21 protein-coding genes and 2 pseudogenes are annotated in these 21,916 nt (G+C 69.2%); 11 read left to right on the top strand and 12 right to left on the bottom strand.

Annotation, left to right across the window (positions count from 1 at the left end):
* Window positions 1-98: 98 nt before the first annotated feature.
* Window positions 99-710 carry a hypothetical protein gene (locus tag ACGFX9_RS21160; RefSeq protein ID WP_393473846.1) on the bottom strand — a complete coding sequence of 204 codons (612 nt, stop codon included), beginning with the start codon at window positions 708-710 and terminating at the stop codon, window positions 99-101.
* Window positions 711-1,208: 498 nt separating this feature from the next.
* On the opposite strand from ACGFX9_RS21160, the gene ACGFX9_RS21155 reads away from it, so the two are divergent.
* On the top strand, window positions 1,209-2,057 hold the full coding sequence (locus ACGFX9_RS21155; protein WP_393473844.1) for a hypothetical protein: 849 nt from the start codon (window positions 1,209-1,211) through the stop codon (window positions 2,055-2,057).
* A 27-nt stretch (window positions 2,058-2,084) separates the two neighbouring features.
* Here ACGFX9_RS21155 and dctA read toward each other — a convergent pair whose 3' ends face one another.
* From dctA to ACGFX9_RS21130, 5 genes are all read right to left on the bottom strand, one after another.
* Window positions 2,085-3,476 carry a C4-dicarboxylate transporter DctA gene (dctA, locus tag ACGFX9_RS21150; protein WP_393473841.1) on the bottom strand — a complete coding sequence of 464 codons (1,392 nt, stop codon included), beginning with the start codon at window positions 3,474-3,476 and terminating at the stop codon, window positions 2,085-2,087.
* A 63-nt stretch (window positions 3,477-3,539) separates the two neighbouring features.
* Entirely contained in the window at window positions 3,540-4,595 is a 1,056-nt protein-coding gene (locus tag ACGFX9_RS21145; protein WP_393473838.1) for a tartrate dehydrogenase, read from the bottom strand.
* Between the two features lie 69 nt (window positions 4,596-4,664).
* On the bottom strand, window positions 4,665-5,561 hold the full coding sequence (locus tag ACGFX9_RS21140; RefSeq protein ID WP_393473835.1) for a LysR family transcriptional regulator: 897 nt from the start codon (window positions 5,559-5,561) through the stop codon (window positions 4,665-4,667).
* A 41-nt stretch (window positions 5,562-5,602) separates the two neighbouring features.
* Complete coding sequence (locus tag ACGFX9_RS21135) at window positions 5,603-6,475, bottom strand: serine protease (RefSeq protein WP_393473832.1); 873 nt, start codon at window positions 6,473-6,475, stop codon at window positions 5,603-5,605.
* Between the two features lie 172 nt (window positions 6,476-6,647).
* Window positions 6,648-7,481, bottom strand: a complete 834-nt coding sequence (locus ACGFX9_RS21130; protein WP_393473829.1) for a trypsin-like peptidase domain-containing protein — start codon at window positions 7,479-7,481, stop codon at window positions 6,648-6,650.
* Window positions 7,482-7,749: 268 nt separating this feature from the next.
* Here ACGFX9_RS21130 and ACGFX9_RS21125 point away from each other — a divergent pair.
* Together ACGFX9_RS21125 and ACGFX9_RS21120 are read left to right on the top strand one after the other, a co-directional pair.
* A pseudogene (locus ACGFX9_RS21125) lies at window positions 7,750-8,679 on the top strand (DUF4158 domain-containing protein); the annotation flags it as partial.
* A pseudogene (locus ACGFX9_RS21120) lies at window positions 8,679-9,080 on the top strand (Tn3 family transposase); the annotation flags it as partial. The pseudogenes ACGFX9_RS21125 and ACGFX9_RS21120, both read left to right, overlap by 1 nt.
* 128 nt (window positions 9,081-9,208) lie before the next feature.
* Here the strand turns inward: ACGFX9_RS21120 and ACGFX9_RS21115 are convergent.
* Both ACGFX9_RS21115 and ACGFX9_RS21110 read right to left on the bottom strand, forming a co-directional pair.
* A complete protein-coding gene (locus tag ACGFX9_RS21115) occupies window positions 9,209-9,625 on the bottom strand; it encodes an ester cyclase (protein ID WP_393473826.1) in 417 nt (138 codons plus the stop codon).
* A 132-nt stretch (window positions 9,626-9,757) separates the two neighbouring features.
* Window positions 9,758-10,549: an MBL fold metallo-hydrolase gene (locus ACGFX9_RS21110; protein WP_393473823.1), complete on the bottom strand. Its 792-nt coding sequence runs from the start codon at window positions 10,547-10,549 to the stop codon at window positions 9,758-9,760.
* A gap of 93 nt (window positions 10,550-10,642) precedes the next feature.
* Between ACGFX9_RS21110 and ACGFX9_RS21105 the strand changes: the two genes are divergently transcribed.
* From ACGFX9_RS21105 to ACGFX9_RS21090, 4 genes are all read left to right on the top strand, one after another.
* Window positions 10,643-11,251, top strand: a complete 609-nt coding sequence (locus ACGFX9_RS21105; protein WP_393473820.1) for an ABATE domain-containing protein — start codon at window positions 10,643-10,645, stop codon at window positions 11,249-11,251.
* Between the two features lie 21 nt (window positions 11,252-11,272).
* A complete protein-coding gene (locus ACGFX9_RS21100; RefSeq protein WP_393473817.1) occupies window positions 11,273-11,926 on the top strand; it encodes a recombinase family protein in 654 nt (217 codons plus the stop codon).
* Between the two features lie 163 nt (window positions 11,927-12,089).
* Complete coding sequence (locus tag ACGFX9_RS21095) at window positions 12,090-13,301, top strand: pyridoxal phosphate-dependent aminotransferase (protein WP_393473814.1); 1,212 nt, start codon at window positions 12,090-12,092, stop codon at window positions 13,299-13,301.
* 113 nt (window positions 13,302-13,414) lie between these two features.
* Window positions 13,415-13,825, top strand: coding sequence for a hypothetical protein (locus ACGFX9_RS21090; protein ID WP_393473811.1), 411 nt, complete (start codon window positions 13,415-13,417; stop codon window positions 13,823-13,825).
* A 60-nt stretch (window positions 13,826-13,885) separates the two neighbouring features.
* Here the strand turns inward: ACGFX9_RS21090 and ACGFX9_RS21085 are convergent, their stop codons facing one another.
* Both ACGFX9_RS21085 and ACGFX9_RS21080 read right to left on the bottom strand, forming a co-directional pair.
* Window positions 13,886-15,601, bottom strand: a complete 1,716-nt coding sequence (locus ACGFX9_RS21085; protein WP_393473809.1) for an Ig-like domain repeat protein — start codon at window positions 15,599-15,601, stop codon at window positions 13,886-13,888.
* A gap of 243 nt (window positions 15,602-15,844) precedes the next feature.
* A complete protein-coding gene (locus tag ACGFX9_RS21080) occupies window positions 15,845-17,686 on the bottom strand; it encodes a phosphoenolpyruvate carboxykinase (GTP) (RefSeq protein ID WP_393473806.1) in 1,842 nt (613 codons plus the stop codon).
* Between the two features lie 306 nt (window positions 17,687-17,992).
* On the opposite strand from ACGFX9_RS21080, the gene ACGFX9_RS21075 reads away from it, so the two are divergent.
* The 3 genes from ACGFX9_RS21075 to ACGFX9_RS21065 all read left to right on the top strand — a co-directional run bounded on the left by ACGFX9_RS21075 (window position 17,993) and on the right by ACGFX9_RS21065 (window position 20,262).
* A complete protein-coding gene (locus tag ACGFX9_RS21075) occupies window positions 17,993-18,709 on the top strand; it encodes a hemolysin III family protein (protein ID WP_393473803.1) in 717 nt (238 codons plus the stop codon).
* Between the two features lie 77 nt (window positions 18,710-18,786).
* Window positions 18,787-19,464: a TetR/AcrR family transcriptional regulator gene (locus tag ACGFX9_RS21070; RefSeq protein ID WP_393473800.1), complete on the top strand. Its 678-nt coding sequence runs from the start codon at window positions 18,787-18,789 to the stop codon at window positions 19,462-19,464.
* Window positions 19,465-19,524: 60 nt separating this feature from the next.
* Window positions 19,525-20,262, top strand: a complete 738-nt coding sequence (locus tag ACGFX9_RS21065; RefSeq protein ID WP_393473797.1) for a Mut7-C RNAse domain-containing protein — start codon at window positions 19,525-19,527, stop codon at window positions 20,260-20,262.
* 139 nt (window positions 20,263-20,401) lie between these two features.
* Here ACGFX9_RS21065 and ACGFX9_RS21060 read toward each other — a convergent pair whose 3' ends face one another.
* Window positions 20,402-20,605, bottom strand: coding sequence for a hypothetical protein (locus ACGFX9_RS21060; RefSeq protein WP_393473794.1), 204 nt, complete (start codon window positions 20,603-20,605; stop codon window positions 20,402-20,404).
* A 487-nt stretch (window positions 20,606-21,092) separates the two neighbouring features.
* Here ACGFX9_RS21060 and ACGFX9_RS21055 point away from each other — a divergent pair, with 487 nt between their 5' ends.
* A complete protein-coding gene (locus ACGFX9_RS21055) occupies window positions 21,093-21,353 on the top strand; it encodes a GntR family transcriptional regulator (protein ID WP_393473790.1) in 261 nt (86 codons plus the stop codon).
* Window positions 21,354-21,469: 116 nt separating this feature from the next.
* Here the strand turns inward: ACGFX9_RS21055 and ACGFX9_RS21050 are convergent, their stop codons facing one another.
* Entirely contained in the window at window positions 21,470-21,715 is a 246-nt protein-coding gene (locus tag ACGFX9_RS21050; RefSeq protein ID WP_393473787.1) for a hypothetical protein, read from the bottom strand.
* Window positions 21,716-21,916 lie beyond the last annotated feature (201 nt).

Here is a 21,916-nt window from a genome sequence, read left to right as displayed (position 1 = left end):
CCGCGCCTGGGGCGGGACCTACTTTGGGAAAGTTGTGTTCTGACAGTCAGGGGGCGCGCGGGTTGGCTAACGCGGCCTCTGCCCCCGTTCCCCTAGTACTACTTCTTCTTCTTGATGTCGATGTGCGCATTGAACTGTGCGCCCAGGATGGTGACGAACGCGTTCCCCTGCCATTCACGCGATGCCAAGGTGTCCCCGACCTGCTGCTTGCCCAGGGCCGCCTTGTTCTGGATGTCCAGTGCGTAGAAGTCCGTGAGCTGGTCGTAACCGCGCTCCTCGGCGAGTTCACCGAGGTCGTTCCACTCGGTCTGGAAGGCCGAGTAGTCCGCTTCCGTCATGCCCGAGCCGAAGGTGAAGCTCGGATTGTTGGCCTGGGCGTAGTGGTGCTGGCACTGAGCGAGGAGCGAGCCCGCGAGGGTCTTCGCTCCGGCCGCCTTCACCAACGAGTCGCCCTGCCCTTCGATCGCCGCCTTGCGGGCCGCAACCCGCTCGGCGCGTCGCTGGTCCATCAGGTCGCCGTCGAGGGTCTTCTTGGCCGCCGCCAGACCGTTCTTGTCGCTTTCGGTGTGCGCGATGCGGACGGAGGAGGCCCACTTGGTCGGCGGAATGACCCCCCATGGGAGACCGATCTCGTCGCTGTACGCGATCAGCAGCTCGGTGGCCTCTTTCTCGTCGTTCGCGTATTCCACGTGGCCGATCATCTTGGTCATGGTGACCCCTCGTCCCCCGCCGGCACATCCGGCGGGTGCGGGGGCAACGTCTCACCGGCGCGGGCCGCCGTCACCGGGTGGCGGCCCGTCCGGTTGCGGCAACGGCGCCACCCCAATTCGCGCTGACGGCCAGCCGCCACTCAATCTCCCTCGACGGAGGGGAAGTTGTGCGTTCCATGCCTCATACGCTGGAGAACGGCCGCCGCAAGCCGACGCTACGGCTGCTCCAGATCGCCGACGAGATGTGCGATGCGTATGGGGGCCCGATTCAGGGCCGAGCTCCGGGACGCGGGATTCGAGCGCCTTTTCTGAGGAATGGGTGGTGGGTTTCAACCCACCCGCCCTCCCAAGTACCCCGCACGCCAGGGATGATGACTTTTCGTGACCGGCTTGCCACACGCCGTTGCGAAGCTCTAGCGTTCGGATAACGAACGACCCCGGCCGGTGCTACCAACACCAAACCGGGGTCTGACCAACAAGATCCGCAACGGAGATCTCGTGGCTGTCGAAGAGCCTAACCCCGCCCTGCCCACCCCCGCGCACCCCATGGCCAAGCCCGGCTACGGCAAGCATTCCGTGCCCGGTCAAGCCCCGCGCCGCAAGGGCGACTTCGATCATCTGCCCGTGCGTGAGGCCTATCTCGCGGCGTACATCGACCGGTTGCCCGAAGGTACGGCGATCGACATCAAGACCCTCGCCAGGGAGCAGCCCCGCTACGGCCAGCAGGCTGTGCAGACGGCCCTGAACTCCCTTACCGCCGCCGGTCATTACCGACGCGTGCGCGTACCGCTCGGGGACGCGCTGACCCAGTGGGTGTTCCGTACGTACTTCAGCCGCACGGCACGGGACGCCGAGTGGTGGGCGCGGTTCCTGAGCGGTGACGTACCGGAGGCGGAGCCCACGGCGCGGGACGTGCGTTCGGAGGCGTACGACACGCTCGCCCGGCTCGGGGCGGCCGACAACCGGCTGACGCTCTCGGCGGCCGAGTGCGCCGCCCTCGAAGAGCTCGCCGCGCAGTGGCTCGCGCGCGGGGCCACGCCACAGGCGCTGGTGCGCGCCCTCACCGCCGGGCTGCCGGAACAGGTGCACTCCCCCGGCGCGTTCGTCCGCCGCAGGCTGCGCGACAAACTGCCGCCGCAGCTCGCCGCACGGCGCCAGGTCCTCGTGGAGTGCACCGGCTGCGGCGTTCCTGGCCTCCCCGAAAGACTGCCGGACGGACTCTGCAAGGGCTGCCGGGGGCAAGGCGGGGCGGCGGGGACGCAGCCCGCTCCCGCCGCCGCGCTGCCGCCCCACGAGGTACACCGCCGGGTGGCAGCGCTCAGAAGCCGTACACGCCTTACGGCCTAGAAGGATGCGTGGGCCCGGGATGTCCGGTCAGGGGCTGTCGATGGCCGCTGCGGGTTGTGGCTTGGTGAGATCAGCCGGCGGGGTGGAGCCGGCCGCCTTCTGCGCGGGCGGTGTGGCAGGGGTCTTGCCGTGCAGTACGGCGTTGACGTGCGCGGTGTCCAGGACGCGTTCCCAGCGGGCGACGACGAGGGTGGCGACGCTGTTGCCTGCGAGGTTGGTCAGGGCGCGGCACTCGGACATGAATTTGTCGATGCCGAAGATCAGCATGATGCCGGCCGCGGGGACGGTGCCGACCGTGGACAGGGTGGCAGCGAGTGCGATGAAGCCGGCGCCGGTGATGCCGCCCGAGCCTTTGGAAGTGAGGATCATGACGGCGAGCAGGCCGAGTTGCTGGGTGATGCTGAGGGGCGTGTCGGTGGCCTGGGCGATGTAGACGGCGGCCAGCGAGAGGTAGATGGAGCTGCCGTCGAGGTTGAAGGAGTAGCCGGTGGGGACGGTGAGCCCGACGATGTCCCGGCGGAGGCCGAGTCCTTCGAGTTTGGCCATGAGGCGGGGCAGGGCGCTCTCCGAGGAGGAGGTGCCAAGGACAAGCAGGAACTCCTCGCGCAGGTAGCCCAGCAGCCGGAAGATGTTGATCTTCAGAAGTGCGGTGACGCTGCCCAGGATCACGATGACGAAGAACGCCGACGTGCCGTAGAAGAGACCGATGAGCCGGCCCAGGCTGGTGAGGGTGGACACCCCGTACTTGCCGATGGTGTAGGCCATCGCCCCGAACGCGCCGATGGGGGCGGCGAGCATGACGTAGTGCAGGATCTTGAAGACCACGGCGCTGAGCCGGGTGACGCCGTCCACTAGGGGCTCACCGATCGGACCGACGGCCTTGAGCGCGATTCCGAAGAGGACGGAGAAGAAGAGAACCTGGAGGATGTTGCCCTCGGCGAAGGCTCCGACGGCACTCTCCGGGACCAGGTCGGTGATGAAGTGCCACCAGCTCTGTTCCTCCCCGTCCTTCACATATTGGGCGGCGTCACCCTGCAACTGGAGGTCGCCCGGGTGGGCGTGGACGCCGGCGCCGGGCTGGAAGACGTTGACCGCGATCAGCCCGACGAGAAGCGCGACGAGGGTGCCTGCCTGGAAGTACGCGAGCGATTTCAGCCCCACCCGGCCGACGCGGCCGAGACTGTCGACGCTGCCGATGCCCGTCACGATGGTCAAAAAGACGATCGGGGTGATGAGCATCTTGATCGCCGAGACGAAGGTGGTGCCGACCGGCTCAAGGGCTACTCCTACCGAAGGCCACAGCCCGCCGGTAAGGATGCCGGTGGCGATCGCGGTCAAGACCCAGAAGTAGAGCTGCCGGTACCACGGTTTGGGCGCCGTTCCGGTCTGGGGTGATGCGGTGGACACGGGTGCTGCCATGGCGTTACTCCTCATCGAGGAACGGGCGCAGCCGGGGGTCCCGACCACGGCAGAGGGGTCAGCTCACAGGAGTTCGAGGAGCTTGTCGGTGAACTCGGCGGTGCCGGCGGTGCCGCCCAGGTCGGGAGTGCGGACGTCTGTCTTCGCCAGGAGCGCCGCGATGGCGTCGGTGACGTCCTTGCCGGCCTCGGGGTGGCCGAGGTGATCGAGCATCATGGCGGCCGACCAGATCGCGCCCAGGGGGTTGGCGATGCCCCGTCCGGCGATGTCGGGAGCGGAGCCGTGCACCGGTTCGAACATCGAGGGGAACTCGCGCTCGGGGTTCAGGTTGGCGGCCGGTGCGATGCCGATGGAGCCGGCCACGGCGGCGGCCAGGTCACTGAGGATGTCGCCGAAGAGGTTGGAACCGACCACCACGTCGAAGCGGGCGGGGTCGAGGACGAACTTGGCGGCCAGTGCGTCGATGTGCTCCTGGTCCCAGGCCACATCGGGGTGCGCGGCGGCGCGCTCGGCGACCAGCTCGTCCCAGAACGGCATCGTGTGCACGATCCCGTTCGACTTGGTGGCCGAGGTGACCTTGCCACCGCGCCGAGCAGCCACGCCGAAGGCGTAATCCAGGACGCGGGTGACCCCGGCACGGGTGAACACGGCTTCCTGGACGGCCATTTCCTCCGGGAAGCCGCGGTTGAGACGTCCGCCGATCTCGCTGTACTCGCCCTCGACGTTCTCCCGGACGACGACGAAGTCGACCTCCCCGGGCACCGCGCCGCGCACCGGGCTGTCGATGCCATCGAAGACACGGATCGGGCGCAGGTTCACGTACTGGCGGAAGCTGCGGCGGATCGGGATCAGCAGGCCCCACAGCGAGACATGGTCGGGCACGCCCGGGTAGCCGACAGCGCCGAGCAGGATGGCGTCCTTGTCACGGAGCTGGTCGATTCCGTCCTCGGGCATCATGGCGCCCTCGCGCACGTAGCGCTCGCAGGACCAGTCGTACGCGGTATAGGTGAAACCGAAGCCACGGCGACCGCCGACGGCATCGAGAACCTGCTGCGCCGGGGGCAGCACCTCGGCGCCGATGCCGTCACCCGGGATCAAGGCAATGCGGTGGTTCGTCATGCGTTGATTGCAGCAATGGACCGGTCACGGCGTCCAAGACGCAGTTCTGATCTCGCTTATAAGCCGCGCTTATCCAATGTCTGGCGTGTCCGTCGCGGGCAGGACGGTACTCAGGAAGGCCTCGGCGGCCGGTGAAAGGCCGGTGCGGCGACTGATCAGTCCGATGTTGAGAGTGCTCTTCGGTTCGATGTCCAGCACCCATGCTCCGGCACGCTCGGCCAGGGTGCGCCAGGACTCTGTCACCACGGCCAGACCCACCCCTGCCAGGACGAGCGGCAGGATGGCCACCCGGTGCTCCGTCTCGGCGGCGATGTCGAACACGATCCCCTGTTCGACGAGGCCGTCGACGTAGGCCCGCATGCCCGTTCCCCGTTGTCCGACGATCAGGCGCTGCCCTGCCAGTTCCCGGCAGTCCACCGACTGCCGCCCGGAGAACGGCCCGTCGGGCGGCACCACGAGTACGAAGCGCTGTTCGCCGACCAGGTGGCAAGCCACTTCCTTGTCGGGCAGCGGCCCCGCGGCGGCCAGCAGCCCCAGCTCGACAGCGCCGGTACGCACCATGTCGATGACATCCTGGCGGGTGAAGGCGGCCTTGATGACCACCGCTACCCCCGGCCAGAGGGTGCTGAAGGCGCGGATCATCGATGTCAGCGGCTCCACTGCCTGTGACGGCATCGCCGCCACGTCGAGCCGGCCCTCACGAAGCTCATGTACGGCGGCGACGCTGGCCCGGGCGGTCGCCAGACTCCGTACGGCAGCGCGGGCCGGGTCGATCAGCGCCTCCCCTGCCTCGGTGAGCACCGCCCGGCGGCCGATCCGGTGGAAGAGGGCGCTGCCCAGGTCCCGCTCCAGCGCCTGAACCGTCTGGGACAGCGCGGGCTGGGAGACGTACAGGACCGACGCCGCCCGGTTGAAGCCGCCCTGATCCACGATGGCGAGGAAATGCTCCAGCTGCCGGATGTCCATGCCGCCATCTTCCCCCTCGCCGAAGCAGGGAGGCCGGCGCCTCAGCCCTCGCGAGCGGCGGCCGGGCGCGGCAGCTTGCAGCCCTTGCGGCCGAGGTCGATCTTGCTGTCGTGTCCGACGCAGGGCACGATCCCGTACGTCTGCTGTGCGTAGTTGATGCCCTTGCGGACCGTCACGTTGCCGTACCGGTCGACCTCACAGGGGTTGTCGAGGGTGCAGCGCTCGCCTTCCTCGTTGCCCGTGTTGTTGACCGCGGTGACCTTGCCGGTCTTGTGGTCGATCACCGGGGAGCCGGACGTGCCGCCGATGGTCTGGCACGCGGGGGTGTAGCGGACGGAGTCCTTCCAGGTCCACTCGCCCTCCTTGAGCCGGTAGGCGAACCCGTCGATCGCGCAGGTGTACGTCGCCTTCCAGTAGCCGGAGACGACGGTGATGGCCCGCCCCTTGACGGGGTGCTCGTCCTCGATCTCCAGCGCCTTGATGCCGTACTTCTTCTTGATCTCGCCGTAGCTGGTGGTGAGTTGATAGATCGAGATGTCGGTGTCGGTCATCGTCGCGTACGAGACCTTGCTCGCCTTGAGCGTCGCCTTCTCGGCGCCCGTCGCGTCCAGGAGCTTGAAGGTGCGGGTGGACGGCTGGTCGACGATGACCTCGCCCGCTGTCGGGAAGCCGGTCTCCAGGCAGTGGCCGTTGGAGAGGACGAGCGCGGGGTCGTCCGCCTTGGACTGCGGCATGCGGACGACCGAGCCCGAACAGTTGCTGAGCGCGACGGTCCCGGCGAAGTCGACGGCCTTCTTCGCGGCATCGCCCACCGCTCGCGTCGACGGCGCGCTGTCCGGAGCCGCGATGGCCGGCGCGGAGCCGAATCCTACGAGGGTGAGGGCGAGTAAGCCGCCCGCGAGAGCCTTCTTCATGTGTGGAGCCCCCCTTGTAGCTGTGCCCTGTGGTGTTGTCATGTTGCTGTCATGGGCATTCTTCGGGGGCCCCACGGAGGAGGACAAGGGGCGAGAACTCTTGCGTTTCGGCGGGACCGGCCCCGCGAAGGACCGGCCCCGCGAAGAGCCGGCCCCGCCATGGTCCGAAGCCCTACGGCTTCGGCAGCTCGCAGCCCTCACGGCTCAGGTCGATCTTGTTGCCGGGTGCCACACACGGCACGATGCCGTACGTCTGCTGGGCGTAGTTGATGCCCTCGCGGACCGTCACCTTGCCGTTCTCGTCGACCTCGCACGGGTTGTTGTCCGTGCACTCCTCGCCGCTCTCGTTGCCGGTGTTGTTGACGGCGACGACCTTGCCGGTCGCGTCATCGATCACCGGAGAGCCCGAAGTGCCGCCGATCGTCTTGCAGTCGGGGGTGTAGCGGACCGAGTCCTTCCAGGTCCAGTCCCCCTCCTTGAGGCGGTACGCGAAGCCGTCGATGCTGCACTTGTACGTCTTCTTCCAGTAGCCGGACGCGACGGTGATCGCCTTGCCCTGCTCGGGATGCGTCGCGTTCAGTTCAAGCGCCTTGATGCCGAACTTGCTCTCGATCTCGCCGTAGGTGCTGGTGAGTTGGTAGAGCGAGAGGTCCGTGTCCGTCATCGTCCCGTACGCGACCTTGCTCGCCTTGACCGTTCCGGCGTCGCCGCCGGACGCGTTCAGGAGCGTGAAGCTGCGCGACGACGGCTTGTCGACGACGACCTCACCGGGAGCGGGGAAGCCGCTCTCCAGGCAGTGCCCGTTGGACATCACGAGCGCCGGGTCACCGGGCTGCGAGTCCGGTACGCGCACGACGGAGCCGGAACAGTTGCTCAGCGCCACGGTCCCGGCGAAGTCAACCGCCTTCGCCTTGGCGGGCCGTGCGTCGCTGACGGCCGTCGCGGGCACCGCCGTCGCTCCGAGGAGCAGGGCGGAGAAACACGCGACGACGAGAGGCTTGTTCATGTGGGGGGTCCCCTCTGTTGACTATGTGACCGAAGTTGCATCGGTTTTGTCATGCGCATTGTTGAGGTACTCGGCCCCGAGGACAAGACCACATACGGACACAGCTGACCGCTGAGAGGACACACCCGACCTTGGGGCACAGCGGTACAGCGGTACAGCGGTTAACGCTAAGACGGTGATCATGGGCTTCTAGCACAGTCGATCAGCTTGGCGCCGGGGTTCGTCGGAAGATCGTTGAGCGGCTGCGGGCGTCGTTAGCGTCAGGTCCATGCCAGTGGAGTTCTTGACCGACGAGCAGGCGGCTTCGTACGGGGAGTTCAACGAAGAGCCGACCCGGCCGGAGCTGGAGCGGTTCTTCTTCCTCGACGACGAGGACCGCAAGCTGGTCGCGAAGCGGCGCGGTGATCACCACCGTCTCGGGTTCGCTCTCCAGATGTGCACCGTGCGCTACATCGGCCGGTTCCTCCCGGACGATCCGCTGGACGTTCCGTGGGCGGTGGTGGAGTACCTCGGGGAACAGTTCGGCATCGAGGACGTCAGCTGCGTGAAGCAGTACACCGAGCGCAAGCCGACGGCGTACGAGCACGCGTGGGAGATCCGGGACGCGTACGAGTACGACGATGCGGAGTGGGGGCGGAAGTTCCGTACGTTCCTGCACGGGCGGGCGTGGACGCACGCCGAGGGGCCGGTGGCCCTGTTCAACCAGGCGGTGGGCTGGCTGCGCCGGCACCGTGTGCTGCTGCCCGGGGTGAGCGTGCTGGCCCGGAAGGTGTCGGAGGTCCGGGCGGTCGCGGAGAAGCGGCTGCACGCCACGGTCGCCAGAGCCGCGCACCGGGCGGACGCGGCGCTGCCCGGGGACCTGGTGGCCACGCTGGCGGTGCCGGAAGGCGCCCGTTTCTCGGAGCTGGAATGGCTGCGCCGGCCGCCGACGCGGACGACCGGGACGGCGTTCGCGCGGTCGCTGGAGCGGGTCGATGAGATCGGAGCGTTCGGTCTGGGCCGGGTGCGGCTCTCGCAGGTCCCGCCGAACCGGCTGGCCGCACTGGCCCGCTACGGGCTGGGGTCGAAGGCGGCGAGCCTGGAGCGGGCCGAGGAGCCCAAGCGCACCGCGATGCTCACCGCGGTGATGCGGCACCTGGAGGCGAAGGCCATCGACGAGGCCCTGGACCTGTTCCAGGTGCTGATGGCGACCCGCCTGTCGACGGACTGCGGTTCGTCGTTCCCGTCCGCACGATCAGCGCGGCGCCCTCCCCGAAGTACTTCGGGTTCAAGCGCGGTATCACCTGGCTCAACGCCGTCAACGACCAGGTCGCCGGGATCGGGCAGATGGTGGTCCCGGGCACCCCGCGCGATCTGGTCCTCAACGCCATCGTGCTCTGGACCACGAAGTACATCGACGCCGCCGTCGCCCAGCTCCGCGCCGAGGGACACGAGCTGCGGGACGAGGACATCGCCCGGCTCTCTCCGCTCGAGCACCGCAACCTCAACGTGCTCGGCCGCTACAGCTTCACCGCCTCCACCCCGGCCGCCGGCGCCCTGCGCCCGCTGCGCGACCCGGACGCGGCCGGGCTCGGGCTGGATGAGGACGACGAGGAGTAGAGGAGCTCTTGGCGTCTCCCGACGGGACCCGGATCGCTGGCTGGGTGGGAGCGTTTCGTTCGAGGCGGGTGCCGTCGGTGGGCGGCGGTGGAGAGGGGCAGGGTGTGGCCCTGTCGAGGCCCGTGTCGTCAGGCGGCGGAGCCGGCCGTGAGCTGGTCCATGATGTCGGCCAGGTTGTAGTGGGCCCGCTTCTCGATGATCTTCCCGTCCTTGAACGTGAACAGGTTGAACATGGAAAACCGTACGTGCGCTCCGCGTGGGGGGATGTCGTAGTAGTCGCCGCCCTGGTCTCCTTCGACCACGACGTAGGCGCCGACCTTGTCGGCTTCGGCGACGGTGTCAAGGACCGTCAGGCGGATATCGGAAAAGGCGTCGACGTGCTTCTTCTCCGCGCCGATGAACCCTGCGGCGCCGGGCCGGGGGCTGTCGATCTGGGGGTAGAAGACGAAGTCCGGGTGGAACATGCCGGCGAGCGTGTCGTAGTCGCCCTGCTGAAGGGCCTGGTAGAAGCGGTGCACGAGGCCGGCGTTGGTTCCGGTGGACATGTGATCGAGTCCTTGTCTGTCGTTCTGGCACGGCGCAGGGGACGCCGCGAGGGGTTGCTCGCAGGGGAGGGGCTCGGTGTGGGGAGCCCCGCCCCCGGCACGAGCTCTCGGTTCCTAAGTGGTGGTCCGGGCTCAGGCGCGCTGCGCCCAGTCCTGGTCCAGGCGGTCGGTCAGGCCCGCGGCGGCGAAGGCGGCCTCCAGGGCGTCGCGGCCCTCGGTGAAGTGGGCCCAGCTGTCGTGGTGGACCGGGACGACACGGCGGGCGTCAAGAATCCGGGTGGCCTCGGCGGCCTGCGCACTGTCCAGGACGATCAGGTTGCCGTCGAAGAGCATGGGGAAGCGGGGAGCGCCGGCGAACAGGAGGGCGGTGTCGATCGGGGCGAAGCGGTCGGCGATCTCCCTGACCGCGTCGAGCGAGGCGTTGTCACCGCTGACGTAGACCGTCGGCAGGCCCTCGCCCGTCAGAACGAAGCCGACGACCTGGCCGGCGAAGGGCTCAATCTCCTCACGCGCGCCGGGCCCGTGGATGGCCGGGACGCCGGTCACCGTGATGGTGCCGCCGCCCGGGCGCTCCAGTTCGACCGTCTCCCAGTCGGCCAGGCCCTTGGCCTTCGCCCCGAGGCGCTTGCCGCCGGCGGGGGTGGTGAGGGTGAGGGGGACGTCGGCGAGCAGGGCGCGGCCGGAGGTGTCGAGGTTGTCGGCGTGCTCGTCGTGGGAGAGCAGGACCACGTCGACGGGGCCGACATCGGCGGGCGTAGCGGTGGAGGGCGCGGTCTTGACCAGGGTCGGGCCGCCGGGCGCGGGGTAGTCGCCGGGGCCGTCGAAGGTCGGGTCGGTCAGGAAGCGCAGGCCGCCGTACTCGAACAGGGCGGTCGGGCCGCCGAACGTGCGGACCGGGAACTGGTTGGCGTTGAGCTGGGACATCACATCTCCATTTCTCACGAAAAAAGCAGGCGATTAACGTGACACCAGGCTAGGCAGGTGTCACGGAAAAATGCAAGCGCTACCATGAGGGGCATGGACGACACCCTGGCCACCGACGTGGCACCGACCGCTCTGCCCCCGGCCCCGGGTGCCGACCGGTACCGCTCCCTGGACTTCGCCGACACCGCCGCCACCCTGCCCGCCGGCCAGAGCTACGACCTGCTCGCCGCCCCGGAATCCGCCATGCGCTGGCTCGCCGCTCACAACCTGACCACCCCGGACGTGCAGCTGTACGAGTTCTGCGCCCAGCGGATGCGCACCCTGCGCGGACACGTCCGGGCCCTATTCGCCGCGCGCGTGGACGGCGCGCCCCCGCCCGAGGAATCCCTGCACGCGGTGAACGAGGCCCTCACGGCCGTGCCCACCGCCCCCCTCCTAGCCTGGGACGGGGCCCAGGGGCTGCGCCGCGTTCAGGCGCACCCCACCGACCAAGCCGTCAACCACGCACTGGCGACCCTCGCCGCCGACGCCGCCGACCTGCTCACCGGTCCCGACGCCGGCATCCTCGCCGCCTGCGGCTCCGCCCCCTGCGACCGGTTCCTCCTGCGCACCCACGGCCGACGCCACTGGTGCTCCACACGCTGCGGCGACCGTGTCCGTGCCGCCCGCGCCTACGCCCGGCGCAGCGGCACCTCGGGCTGACACACCACCCCCAGGCCCCTCTTGCGGACCGCCCGGTGGCCACGCGAAACACCTCTGGAGAAGGCGCTCGCCCTGGCCCACCAGTTCAAGGAAGCCGCCCCCGAGACCCCCGTCATCCTCACCGTTCACGAGCTCAAGCGCCTCGCGCGCAACGCGGCCGAGCCGATGACGCTGTCCGCCGAGCTCCAGGCCGGCGGCATCCAGCTCGAACTCCTCACCGGGCCGCTCACCGGCATCTACGACCCCAACGGCATGGGCGCCATGTTCTTCGCCGTGCTCGCCGTGGCCGGGCAGATCGAGCGCAACTACATCCGGGAGAAGACCCTCGAAGGCCAGGTCATCGCCGCGTCCAAGGGCAACCACGGTGGACGCCCGAAGGTCATCGACGACGACATGCTCACCTTCGCCGTCGCGCTCAAGGACAAGGGCATCCCCGTCCCTGAGATCGCGAAGAAGCTGACCATCAAGACCGGGAAGAACGCGGGCAAGTCCCCGTCGGTCGCCTCGCTGTACCGGGCGCTCGTGGAAGCCGAGGAAGCCGCGGCCGACGACGGTCTGCCGCTGCGGCCCAAGCCCGTGCGCATCCGCCGGCCCGAGGACCCGCTCACCCCCGAGGAAATCGACCTCCGTGAACGGCTCCAGGCCCAGCCCCACCCCAACGCAGAGCTGCGGTAGTCCGCCCACGACCTGCCCTGACCCCGTGATCACCGGCTTAGCGTTAACGGCTGTACCGCTGTGCCCCAAGGCCGACACCGTCGGCCGCCCGCACAGGCTCTCCTTGCCCTACGTGGCGCAAAACACGAGGCGGGTCTCGTTACGCGGCCGTAAGCTCGCGGACATGCAGGTCATCCAGTCGACGAAGCTCGCCAACGTCTGTTACGAGATCCGGGGCCCCGTGCTCGAGGAGGCGACGCGTCTTGAGGCGGCCGGTCACCGCATCCTCAAGCTCAACACCGGCAACCCCGCGGCCTTCGGTTTCGAGTGCCCCCCGGAGATCCTTGAGGACATCCTCCGCAACGTCGGCGACGCGCACGGCTACGGAGACGCGAAGGGGCTGCTCGCCGCCCGCCGCGCGGTGGTCATGCACAACCAGACCCTGGGCATCGAGACCGACGTCGAGCACGTCTTCATCGGCAACGGCGTCTCCGAGCTCATCGTCATGGCCATGCAGGGCCTGCTCGACGACGGCGACGAGGTCCTCGTACCGGCGCCGGACTATCCGCTGTGGACGGCGGCCGTCTCGCTCTCCGGCGGCACGGCCGTGCACTACCGCTGCGACGAGCAGGCGGACTGGATGCCGGACCTCGCCGACATCGAGCGCAAGGTGACCGACCGCACCAAGGCGATCGTGATCATCAACCCGAACAACCCGACCGGCGCCGTATACAGCGAGGAGATGCTGCGCGGCCTGACCGACATCGCCCGCCGCCACAATCTCCTGGTCTGCTCGGACGAGATCTACGACAAGATCCTCTACGACGGCGCGACCCATACCCCCACCGCCGCCATCGCCCCTGACCTGCTCACCCTCACCTTCAACGGCATGTCGAAGGCGTACCGGGTGGCCGGTTACCGCGTCGGCTGGGTGGCCGTTTCAGGGCCGAAGGCGCACGCCACCTCGTACATCGAGGGCCTGACGATCCTGGCCAACATGCGGCTGTGCGCGAACATGCCGGGCCAGCACGGCGTGGTCGCCGCGCTCAGCGGGCGGCAGACCATCAACGATCTCGTACTGCCGGGCGGCCGGCTCGTGGAGCAGCGCGACACCGCGTACGACCTGCTGACGCAGATCCCGGGCGTGAGCTGTGTGAAGCCGAAGGGGTCGCTCTACCTCTTCCCGCGGCTCGACCCGAAGGTCTTCAAGATCAAGGACGACCGGCAGATGGTCCTCGACCTGCTCCGGACCGAGAAGATCATGGTCGTCCACGGCACCGGCTTCAACTGGCCCGAGCCGGATCACTTCCGCGTCGTCACGCTGCCCACGACGACGGACCTGACCGAGGCCGTGACCAGGATCGGCAACTTCCTGGACGGCTACAGCCAGCCGTGAACCGGGCGTGAGCCGAGTGTGAGCCGATCGCGCCGACCAGAAGACGACCCGACTCAACTTTAGACAGGATCTAAGCTAGGATGGTCTTCAAGCTACCGCCAGGAGGCCATCCCATGTACGAACCGATCCGCACCAAGTCGGTCCATGCCATGGCCGACCCCGGCGACTTCCCGCACCGTTCCCGCGGGGAGGAGCTCGACATCCAGCTCGCCGGACATCTGGCCGCGCTCCTCGCCGTCACGGACGAGCTGCGCGCGCTCGCGCCCGACGCCGATCTCGACGCCGCCGCCGAGCAGCTCGCGTCCGAGGTGGCGCGGCTGCGCGGCGGGCTCGCGCCCGTCCGCTCGGCCGTCGTGACCGCGATACACGAGCCGCACCTCACCGCCCTGCACCAGCGCGCCCACGCCCTCGCGGGCCGCGCCCTCGTGGTGGCCGCCTCCCGCGCGGACACCGCGGCGGCGATCCTCGCCGCCCAGCGCATGGATGCCCACGCAGGCGCCGCCCACCTCGTCGGCGCCCTCTAGACGGCCCCGGTCCGCGGGCTCTCAGAGGCCTGCGGACCGGGTGCCACGCACCTCCTGTGGCTAGCTCACCCGCACCGTCGCCTGCGCCGACGACGCGGAGTGCAGGTCGTCGCCCTCGTAGCTCACGGCGTAGAGCGTCTTGCCCCGCTTGCTCGGCAGGTCCTTGATCCGGAACGTTCCGTCCGCCGCGACCGACGCCGACGTCAGCTCACCCGTGGTGCCGAACCTGTCGGTGCGCGTCACCTTCAGGCCGATCCCGGACGGCAGCGCACGCCCCTGCCCGGTCAGCTTGCCGGTGATCTCGACGCCGCCCGCGCGGGTCGCCTCGGCGGGCGCGGTCAGCGTGAGCGCGGTCGGTGCCTTGGCCACGTCGACGGTGACCGTGACGTCCTCGGCCGGGCGGTGCGTGACATCGCCGAGGAAGCGCAGGGTGTACGTCGCCTCGCCGAGCCGGTCCGGCACGTCGAGGACGGTGAAGCTGCCGTCCGCGGCGACTTTGGCGGGCGCCACCTCGCTCGTGCCGCCCGCGTCCTTGCGTACCGCCTCGACCTTCACCGGCTCTGCGGGCGCGGGCCCGTCCAGCTCAAGACGGCCCCGGATACCGAGCGGTTCACCGACCACCGGCGTCGCGGGCGTCGTGCCGAGCGTGCCGCTGAAGCGCGCGTCGTACTGCGCGGCGGGCGGCTGGATGACGTGCAGCCACTGCCCCCCGGCGCCGCTCGTCACCGCGAAGAGCCGCGAGCCGTCCTTGGCCCAGTCCAGGCCCTGCGGCACGACCCGCGCCCCGTCGAGCTCCCCTTCGAAGGCGAACTCCAGCGGCGTGGTGCCCTTGGCCGGGTCGGCGGGCTGGATCAGCAGATCGGGCGTGCTGCCCGAGGCCGCCGCGCCGCGCGCCACATATCTGCCGTCGCCGCTGAACGCCACGGCGGAGGCCTTCGCGCCCTCCGGGAGCGGCTGGTAGCCGACCGCGGAGTCCGTCAGGTCGGGGGCGTCGAGCAGCCGCGTGCCGTACGCCGCGTCGGCGACGGCGATGTGCTTGCCGTCGGCGCTCTGCGCGATGTCCTTCAGGTCGAGCGCGCCCTTGCCATCGGCGTCCGCGAACCGGCGCGAGGGACCTCGCACCAGGGACTCGCCGCTCGCGTCGAACGTCGTGAGGAAGGGGTCGGCGGAGGTTCCCGCCCCCGCCTGCCCCATCACGAGCCGGTCCGGCGCCCCGGGCCCGCTCTCCAGCTTCAGCCGGCCCAGGCCGCTCCAGCCGGTGCCGATGGGGTTGGGGTCGCCGACCTGTTCGAGCGACGTGATGTTGTCGGTCCGGTCGCAGTACCCGCTGAGGTACGCCGTCTCCGTGAAGTACGTCTTGCCGCCCGCCACCGCCACCTGACGGCCACAGGTGACGTCGTACCCCGTGACGGCGGCGCCGCTCTTGGTCAGCGTCTCCGTGTCGAACCTCAGGATCCGGTCGGACTGCGACACGTGCAGCGTGCCGCTGTCGGCGCTCAGCGCCATGCCGGAGACCGCCTTGTCGGTGGCGAGCGAACCCATCCGCTTGCCCTGGAAGTTGTAGACCAGGACCTCGCTCGGCCCGCTGCCGCTGCCGCCGTCGGTGATGAAGACCCGCTCGTGCGCGGAGTCGACCACCATCGCCCCGAACGAGTAGATGGGCAGCTTCGCCACCTCGTCCGACGGGGTCGCCGCGTACGCGGCGGGTGCGCCGACGCCGACGAGACCCGCCGAGCCGAGCGCCACCGCGAGGACGATCCCCGTCCCCCGTCTCAACCGCTGACTGTGCTTCAACTTGGCCCCCCACAGGCTTAGTTGGCGGCCTGCGCTGATAGGCGGGCCGCCTTGTGGGGTCATTGAAACATGTGGGGGCCATGTGAAGGCGACGTACGCAAGATGCGTATGTACGCGGATGGGGCGGGGCTGGCAGACGGATGGGCCCCGCACGCCGTTGTGCGGGGCCCATCCGGAATGCGAGGTGTGTAAGGCGTGCGAGGCCTGCGAAGCGTGCGAGGCCTGTCAGCCGAGACGCTGGACCAGCGCGCGGTACTCGTCCCACAGCTCCTTCGGCGTGTGGTCGCCGAACGTGTTGAGGTGCTCGGGGATCAGCGACGCCTCGTCGCGCCAGATGTCCTTGTCGACCGTGAGCAGGAACTCCAGTTCAGCGGGGGCCAGTTCGAGGCCGTCCGTGTCCAGGGAGTTGACCGTCGGCAGGATGCCGATGGGGGTCTCGACGCCCTCGGCCTTGCCGTCGAGGCGCTCGACGATCCACTTCAGGACGCGGCTGTTCTCGCCGAATCCGGGCCACACGAACTTGCCCGCCTCGTTCTTGCGGAACCAGTTCACGTAGTAGATCTTCGGCAGCTTGGACTGATCCTTGTCGGCGCCGACCTTGATCCAGTGGGCCATGTAGTCGCCCATGTTGTAGCCGCAGAACGGCAGCATCGCGAACGGGTCGCGGCGCAGCTCGCCGACCTTGCCCTCGGCCGCCGCGGTCTTCTCGGATGCGACGTTGGCGCCGAGGAAGACGCCGTGGTTCCAGTCGAAGGACTCCGTCACGAGCGGCACCGCGCTGGCGCGGCGGCCACCGAAGAGGATCGCCGAGATCGGCACGCCCTTGGGGTCCTCCCACTCGGGCGCGATGATCGGGCACTGCGAGGCGGGCGTGGTGAAGCGGGCGTTCGGGTGCGCGGCGGGAACGCCGGACTCCGGGGTCCAGTCGTTGCCCTTCCAGTCGGTGAGGTGGGCCGGGGTCTCCTCCGTCATCCCCTCCCACCAGACGTCGCCGTCATCCGTCAGCGCGACGTTCGTGAAGACGGAGTTGCCCCACAGCGTCTTCATGGCGTTGGCGTTGGTGTGCTCGCCGGTGCCGGGCGCGACGCCGAAGAAACCGGCCTCGGGGTTGATCGCGTAGAGCCGGCCGTCCTCACCAAACCGCATCCAGGCGATGTCGTCACCGATGGTCTCGACGGTCCAGCCGCGGGTCGTCGGCTCCAACATGGCGAGGTTGGTCTTGCCGCAGGCGGAGGGGAAGGCGGCGGCGACGTACTTCGACTCGCCCTGCGGCGGGGTCAGCTTCAGGATGAGCATGTGCTCGGCCAGCCAGCCCTCGTCGCGCGCCATGACGGAGGCGATGCGCAGGGCGTAGCACTTCTTGCCGAGCAGGGCGTTGCCGCCGTAGCCCGAGCCGTAGGACCAGATCTCGCGGTCCTCGGGGAAGTGCGAGATGTACTTGGTGGAGTTGCACGGCCACGGCACGTCCGCCTCGCCGTCCTCCAGCGGTGCGCCGAGCGTGTGGACGGCCTTCACGAAGAAGCCGTCCTCGCCGAGCTCGTCCAGGACCGCCTGGCCCATGCGGGTCATGGTGCGCATGGACACGGCGACGTACGCGGAGTCGGTGATCTCGACGCCGATGGCGGACAGCGGGGAGCCGACCGGGCCCATGCAGAAGGGCACGACGTACATGGTGCGACCGCGCATGGAGCCGCGGAAGACACCCTTCTCGCCCTGGAAGATCTCCCGCATCTCGGCAGGGTCCTTCCAGTGGTTCGTCGGGCCCGCGTCCTCTTTCTTCGCGGAGCAGATGAAGGTGCGGTCCTCGACGCGCGCGACGTCGGTCGGGTCGGAGGCCGCGTAGTACGAGTTCGGGCGCTTGATCGGGTCGAGTTTCCTGAAGGTGCCCTTGGCGACGAGCTCCTCGCACAGGCGCTCGTACTCAGCCTCGGATCCGTCACACCAGACCACGCTGTCCGGCTGTGTCAGTTCGGCGATCTCGTTCACCCAGGAGATGAGGTCCTGGTGGTTGGTGGGGATGGTGCCCAGGGACTCAGAGAGAAGGGGAGCCGCGATGTCGCGCGCCACGATTGCTCCTATATGAGGGGTTTATAGGTTTGTTGCCCCGTGGGGGCTGCGACCCGGACGCTTCACGTGTTCCCTCTGGCGCTCATCCGGTGCCGACCGCACTCATTTGATCATCCGATGCTTCTGCGCATATGTCCAGAGTGCCTCACAACTGAGCGGCGTGAGCATCGCCACTCGGCCGTCCGGGCTTCCGTACGCGAATCCGTCACTTGTACGCTCGGGTATCACCGTGAGCATCGCCACTTATGGGCTCCGGTCCCCCTCTGATTGATGCCTAACTTACGGTTGCGTAGGTACGATGCCGATATGACCGCACCCGTCCCTGACGCGATCACGAACTCCAAGGGCACCAGCCCCGATTCGCCCGCGCTCGACGCCCTGCCGACCCCGCTGAAGCCGCTGATGCGCGGCTGGCTGCATGCGGGGATGTTCCCCGCGGTGCTCATCGCGGGCATCGTGCTCACGGCGCTCACGGACTCCACCCGCGGGCGCATCGCCTGCGGGATCTACGTCCTGACGGCCTGCCTGCTCTTCGGAGTGAGCGCGATCTACCACCGTGGCACCTGGAGTCCGCGGGCGGACGGCATCCTGCGCAGACTCGACCACGCCAACATCTTCCTGATCATCGCGGGCACGTACACGCCCCTGACGATGCTGCTCCTGCCCGACTCCGAGGGGAAGTGGCTGCTCTGGGGCGTATGGGGCGCGGCGGTGGCCGGCATCCTCTTCCGCGTCTTCTGGGTCGGCGCCCCACGCTGGCTCTACACCCCCTGCTACATCGCGATGGGCTGGGCCGCGGTGTTCTACCTGCCCGACTTTCTGCGGGCGGGCGGCGTCGCCGTCCTGGTCTGCGTGATCGTGGGCGGACTGCTCTACAGCGCGGGCGGCGTGATCTACGGAATCAAGCGCCCGAACCCCTCCCCCCGCTTCTTCGGCTTCCACGAGGTCTTCCACTCGCTGACGCTGGCCGCGTTCGCGGTGCATTACGTGGGGATCTCGCTGGTGGCGTACCAGCACGGGTAGGCGTCGTACCGGCCCTAGGGGCGCTCCCCGCCGGGCCGCGGGTGAGTCGGTGGTCGCCGCGCACGACAATGAGCGCCATGACGGCCGCACGTACCTCCCCTCCCGCGCACGCCCCTCAGCCGACTCGCCCGCGGCAGACAGCGCACATGGCGCAGCTCGGGCTCCGTGAGCGCAAGAAGCTCAAGACGCGCATCGCGATCCGTGAGGCCACCTACCGGCTGATCGAGGAGCAGGGGTACGAGGCGACGACGGTCGAGCGGATCGCCGAGGCCGCGGAGGTGTCGCCGTCGACGGTCCTCCGCTACTTCCCGACCAAGGAGGACATCGTCCTCACCGACGAGTACGACCCACTGCTCGAAGAGGAGCTGCGGGCGCGCCCCGCGGACGAGCCGGTCGTGGAGTCACTGCGGCATGTGCTGCGCGGGGCGGTGGGCCTCGGTTTCACCGAGGAGCCGGAGGTGTCACGCCTCCGCACGCGCCTGATGGTCGAGGTCCCCGCGGTGCGGTCCCGGATGCTGGAGAGCATGTCGGTCACCGGCCGGATGCTGTGCCGCGTCATCGCGGAACGCACCGGTCGCGACCCCGGTGAGCTTGAGGTCAGGGTGTTCTCGATGGGCCTGATCGGCGCGCTGACGGAGACGGCGGCGTACTGGGCGGAACACGGTCACGAGGACGACCTGGGCGAGCTGGTGAACCGGACGATGGACATGCTGGCCACGGGCTTCGGCGGCGGCGCCGACGCTCCGGGGACGTGACGCCACCCGCCAGCCCGAAATCCCGGGCCGCCCCCACCCTCGTCATGCCATCCTGACCGCATGAACGGTCCGGAGATCCTCATCGGTTTCGCCCCCGAGCTGCGCGTATTCGTCCCGTACGAGCGAAGGGGCGGCCCCACCAAGGCCGTTACCGACGGCGCGTCCACGCTCGGGCACGTGGTCGAATCGCTGGGCGTTCCGCTGACGGAGGTCGGCGCGCTGGTGGTCGACGGCGGCGAGGTCCCGGCCTCCCACATCCCGACGCGGGACGAGACGGTCGAGGTCCACGCGGTCCCCCGCCCCCAATCCGTACCCGGCGCCCCACTCCGCTTCCTCCTGGACGTCCATCTCGGCACGCTGGCCCGCCGGTTGCGACTCCTCGGCGTGGACGCGGCGTACGAGAGCACGGACATCGGCGACCCGGCCCTGGCCGCACGCTCGGCCGCCGAGCGCCGGGTGCTGCTCAGCCGGGACCGGGGCTTGCTGCGGCGACGTGAGCTGTGGGCGGGGGCGTACGTCTACAGCGACGCGCCGGATGAGCAACTGCGGGATGTGCTGGGGAGGTTCGCTCCCGCCCTGGCCCCCTGGACGCGGTGCACGGCGTGCAACGGGATGCTGAAGGCGGCGACGAAGGAGGAGGTGGCGGGGCGCTTGGAGGGCGGGACGCGGGGGACGTATGACGTGTTCGCGGAGTGTGGGGAGTGCGGGAGGGTGTACTGGCGGGGGGCGCACCACGACCGCTTGGAGGGAATCGTGGCGGGGGCGGTACGGGAATTCTCCCCGACGCCGCCCCTTTAACTTCCAGCCCGGCGTGGGGGTCCCCCCTGCGCCGCAGCGCTTGAGGTCATCTCGTCGGGGGTCGGTCGCGGAGCCCCCGGTCATGAAAGCCCCGTTCGGAAGATCCGAACGGGGCTGTCTGCGCTACCCGTTGCCTGCCTTAGCGGGTGCCGATCACGTCATCCGGGGTCGGTCCCGCCCCGAGCTTCACGGCGTGCTCAGGGCATGCGTAGAGAGTGGTTCCCGGGCCGCTGTTGCTCTGTATGTAGCGGACGGGGATCGGGGCGCGCGTGAGGGTCTTGCACTCGACGCAGAGCGCGTCGTGGCCCGCAAGGACGACCGGGAACAGTTCTTCGGCAGTCATGCCGACACCCCCGCAACAGCGAACGCGGACCGGGGAAACGGGGCCCCCTCGTATGTGTACGGGTAGTCCACGCCGAGCGCCGCGAGAGCTGCCGCGCGTCGCCGTTCATGGATCAGGCGGGGTTCCATCGCGGTTTCGGCTTGCTGCCGGAAGATCGCGGCGGCTTCCTCCTTGGTCGGCCCGGTGAACGGACGGGACCATGGGTTGACCGGGGCGGGGGCCGCGGCGGGCCTCTCGGCGAAGAATGCGGCGCTGTGGCGTCCCGGTCGGCGGGGAGCGAGGACCGAAAGGGTCCATGCGAGGGCTCGGGCGATACGATCACGCATAGTCGTTCAGCTCCTGTAAAGCTGTTCGGCGGAGCCCCGGCGGACCGGTCCTAAGCGGTCTGTCGGGGCGTTTTCATGCCTGACGTTAGAGCAACCGGTATAGCCCCGTCTAGGGCGGTCCAGTCCGGTACAGCAATGACCGGTTGTCTACGCTTCACGTCATGGCAGCGCTCGAAATTGATCACCAGGCACCGGAGCCCCCGTACCGGCAGATCGCTGCCGATCTGACGGGCCAGATCGAGCGGGGAGAACTCGCCGCCGATCGGCCCATCCCCTCGGAGAAAGCACTCACGGACCGATACGGTGTCGCTCGGAACACGGTCCGGTCAGCGATCTCCGTGCTCAGGGAAAACGGGCTCGTCTACACCGTGCCGAACCGGGGGACCTACGTGCGCGACCGCAGCGCTTCCGGCGACGAATAGCCCCGCCCGCACGCCGCGAGGGCAGCGCACGGACGAGGCCACAGCCCGCCGAAGCCGCGCCGGCGAGCGCCCCGTCCCTGCCACGCCGCGCGGCCACGAAAGTACGGGGGTCTTGATCAGCCGAGTGAGTCGGCGGGAGGTGAGGGTGCCGCACCGTCCCCTGCGAGCGGCAGCGCCTCGCACAGCTTCACCGCAGAGCCCATGCGCAACGCGCCGAGTTCGACGTAAGCGCGCCCCGATCCCGTCACCACGCCCCGAACTCGCGCCGCCTCCCCCTCGGGCACACCCGCACGCATGAGAGCAAACCGCAACAACGCGGCCACGTGATCAGCTTCCGCACGCGCGCTCTTGTACTGATCCATGGGGATCATGCCCGCCCCCTCACCGCTCCATCTTGCGAACGCACGCCACATGCCGGTAGGCGACCACGGGCGGCCCCGACTTCCGTTCCAGCGAGCCCCGCCGCACCGGCTCCAGGGGTTTGATCGGCTTCATGCACGTAGGGCATGTCTCGCCCGCCGGGGCGAAGGTCCCGTACTCGTCTCTGGTCGCATCCGTGTCGG

It is taken from the genome of Streptomyces sp. NPDC048436, from assembly GCF_043200355.1.
Lineage (GTDB): Bacteria > Actinomycetota > Actinomycetes > Streptomycetales > Streptomycetaceae > Streptomyces.
Note: the sequence above shows the minus strand (reverse complement) of the source record. Positions and strands in the feature narration are given on the sequence as shown.

What these genes read in the sequence shown, in the direction of transcription:
- ACGFX9_RS21160 (WP_393473846.1), bottom strand. Translation starts at nt 710, where the DNA reads ATGACCAAGATGATCGGCCACGTGGAATACGCGAACGACGAGAAAGAG.
- dctA (WP_393473841.1), bottom strand. Translation starts at nt 3,476, where the DNA reads ATGGCAGCACCCGTGTCCACCGCATCACCCCAGACCGGAACGGCGCCC.
- ACGFX9_RS21145 (WP_393473838.1), bottom strand. Translation starts at nt 4,595, where the DNA reads ATGACGAACCACCGCATTGCCTTGATCCCGGGTGACGGCATCGGCGCC.
- ACGFX9_RS21140 (WP_393473835.1), bottom strand. Translation starts at nt 5,561, where the DNA reads ATGGACATCCGGCAGCTGGAGCATTTCCTCGCCATCGTGGATCAGGGC.
- ACGFX9_RS21135 (WP_393473832.1), bottom strand. Translation starts at nt 6,475, where the DNA reads ATGAAGAAGGCTCTCGCGGGCGGCTTACTCGCCCTCACCCTCGTAGGA.
- ACGFX9_RS21130 (WP_393473829.1), bottom strand. Translation starts at nt 7,481, where the DNA reads ATGAACAAGCCTCTCGTCGTCGCGTGTTTCTCCGCCCTGCTCCTCGGA.
- ACGFX9_RS21115 (WP_393473826.1), bottom strand. Translation starts at nt 9,625, where the DNA reads ATGTCCACCGGAACCAACGCCGGCCTCGTGCACCGCTTCTACCAGGCC.
- ACGFX9_RS21110 (WP_393473823.1), bottom strand. Translation starts at nt 10,549, where the DNA reads ATGTCCCAGCTCAACGCCAACCAGTTCCCGGTCCGCACGTTCGGCGGC.
- ACGFX9_RS21105 (WP_393473820.1), top strand. Translation starts at nt 10,643, where the DNA reads ATGGACGACACCCTGGCCACCGACGTGGCACCGACCGCTCTGCCCCCG.
- ACGFX9_RS21095 (WP_393473814.1), top strand. Translation starts at nt 12,090, where the DNA reads ATGCAGGTCATCCAGTCGACGAAGCTCGCCAACGTCTGTTACGAGATC.
- ACGFX9_RS21090 (WP_393473811.1), top strand. Translation starts at nt 13,415, where the DNA reads ATGTACGAACCGATCCGCACCAAGTCGGTCCATGCCATGGCCGACCCC.
- ACGFX9_RS21075 (WP_393473803.1), top strand. Translation starts at nt 17,993, where the DNA reads ATGACCGCACCCGTCCCTGACGCGATCACGAACTCCAAGGGCACCAGC.
- ACGFX9_RS21070 (WP_393473800.1), top strand. Translation starts at nt 18,787, where the DNA reads ATGACGGCCGCACGTACCTCCCCTCCCGCGCACGCCCCTCAGCCGACT.
- ACGFX9_RS21065 (WP_393473797.1), top strand. Translation starts at nt 19,525, where the DNA reads ATGAACGGTCCGGAGATCCTCATCGGTTTCGCCCCCGAGCTGCGCGTA.
- ACGFX9_RS21060 (WP_393473794.1), bottom strand. Translation starts at nt 20,605, where the DNA reads ATGACTGCCGAAGAACTGTTCCCGGTCGTCCTTGCGGGCCACGACGCG.
- ACGFX9_RS21055 (WP_393473790.1), top strand. Translation starts at nt 21,093, where the DNA reads ATGGCAGCGCTCGAAATTGATCACCAGGCACCGGAGCCCCCGTACCGG.
- ACGFX9_RS21050 (WP_393473787.1), bottom strand. Translation starts at nt 21,715, where the DNA reads ATGGATCAGTACAAGAGCGCGCGTGCGGAAGCTGATCACGTGGCCGCG.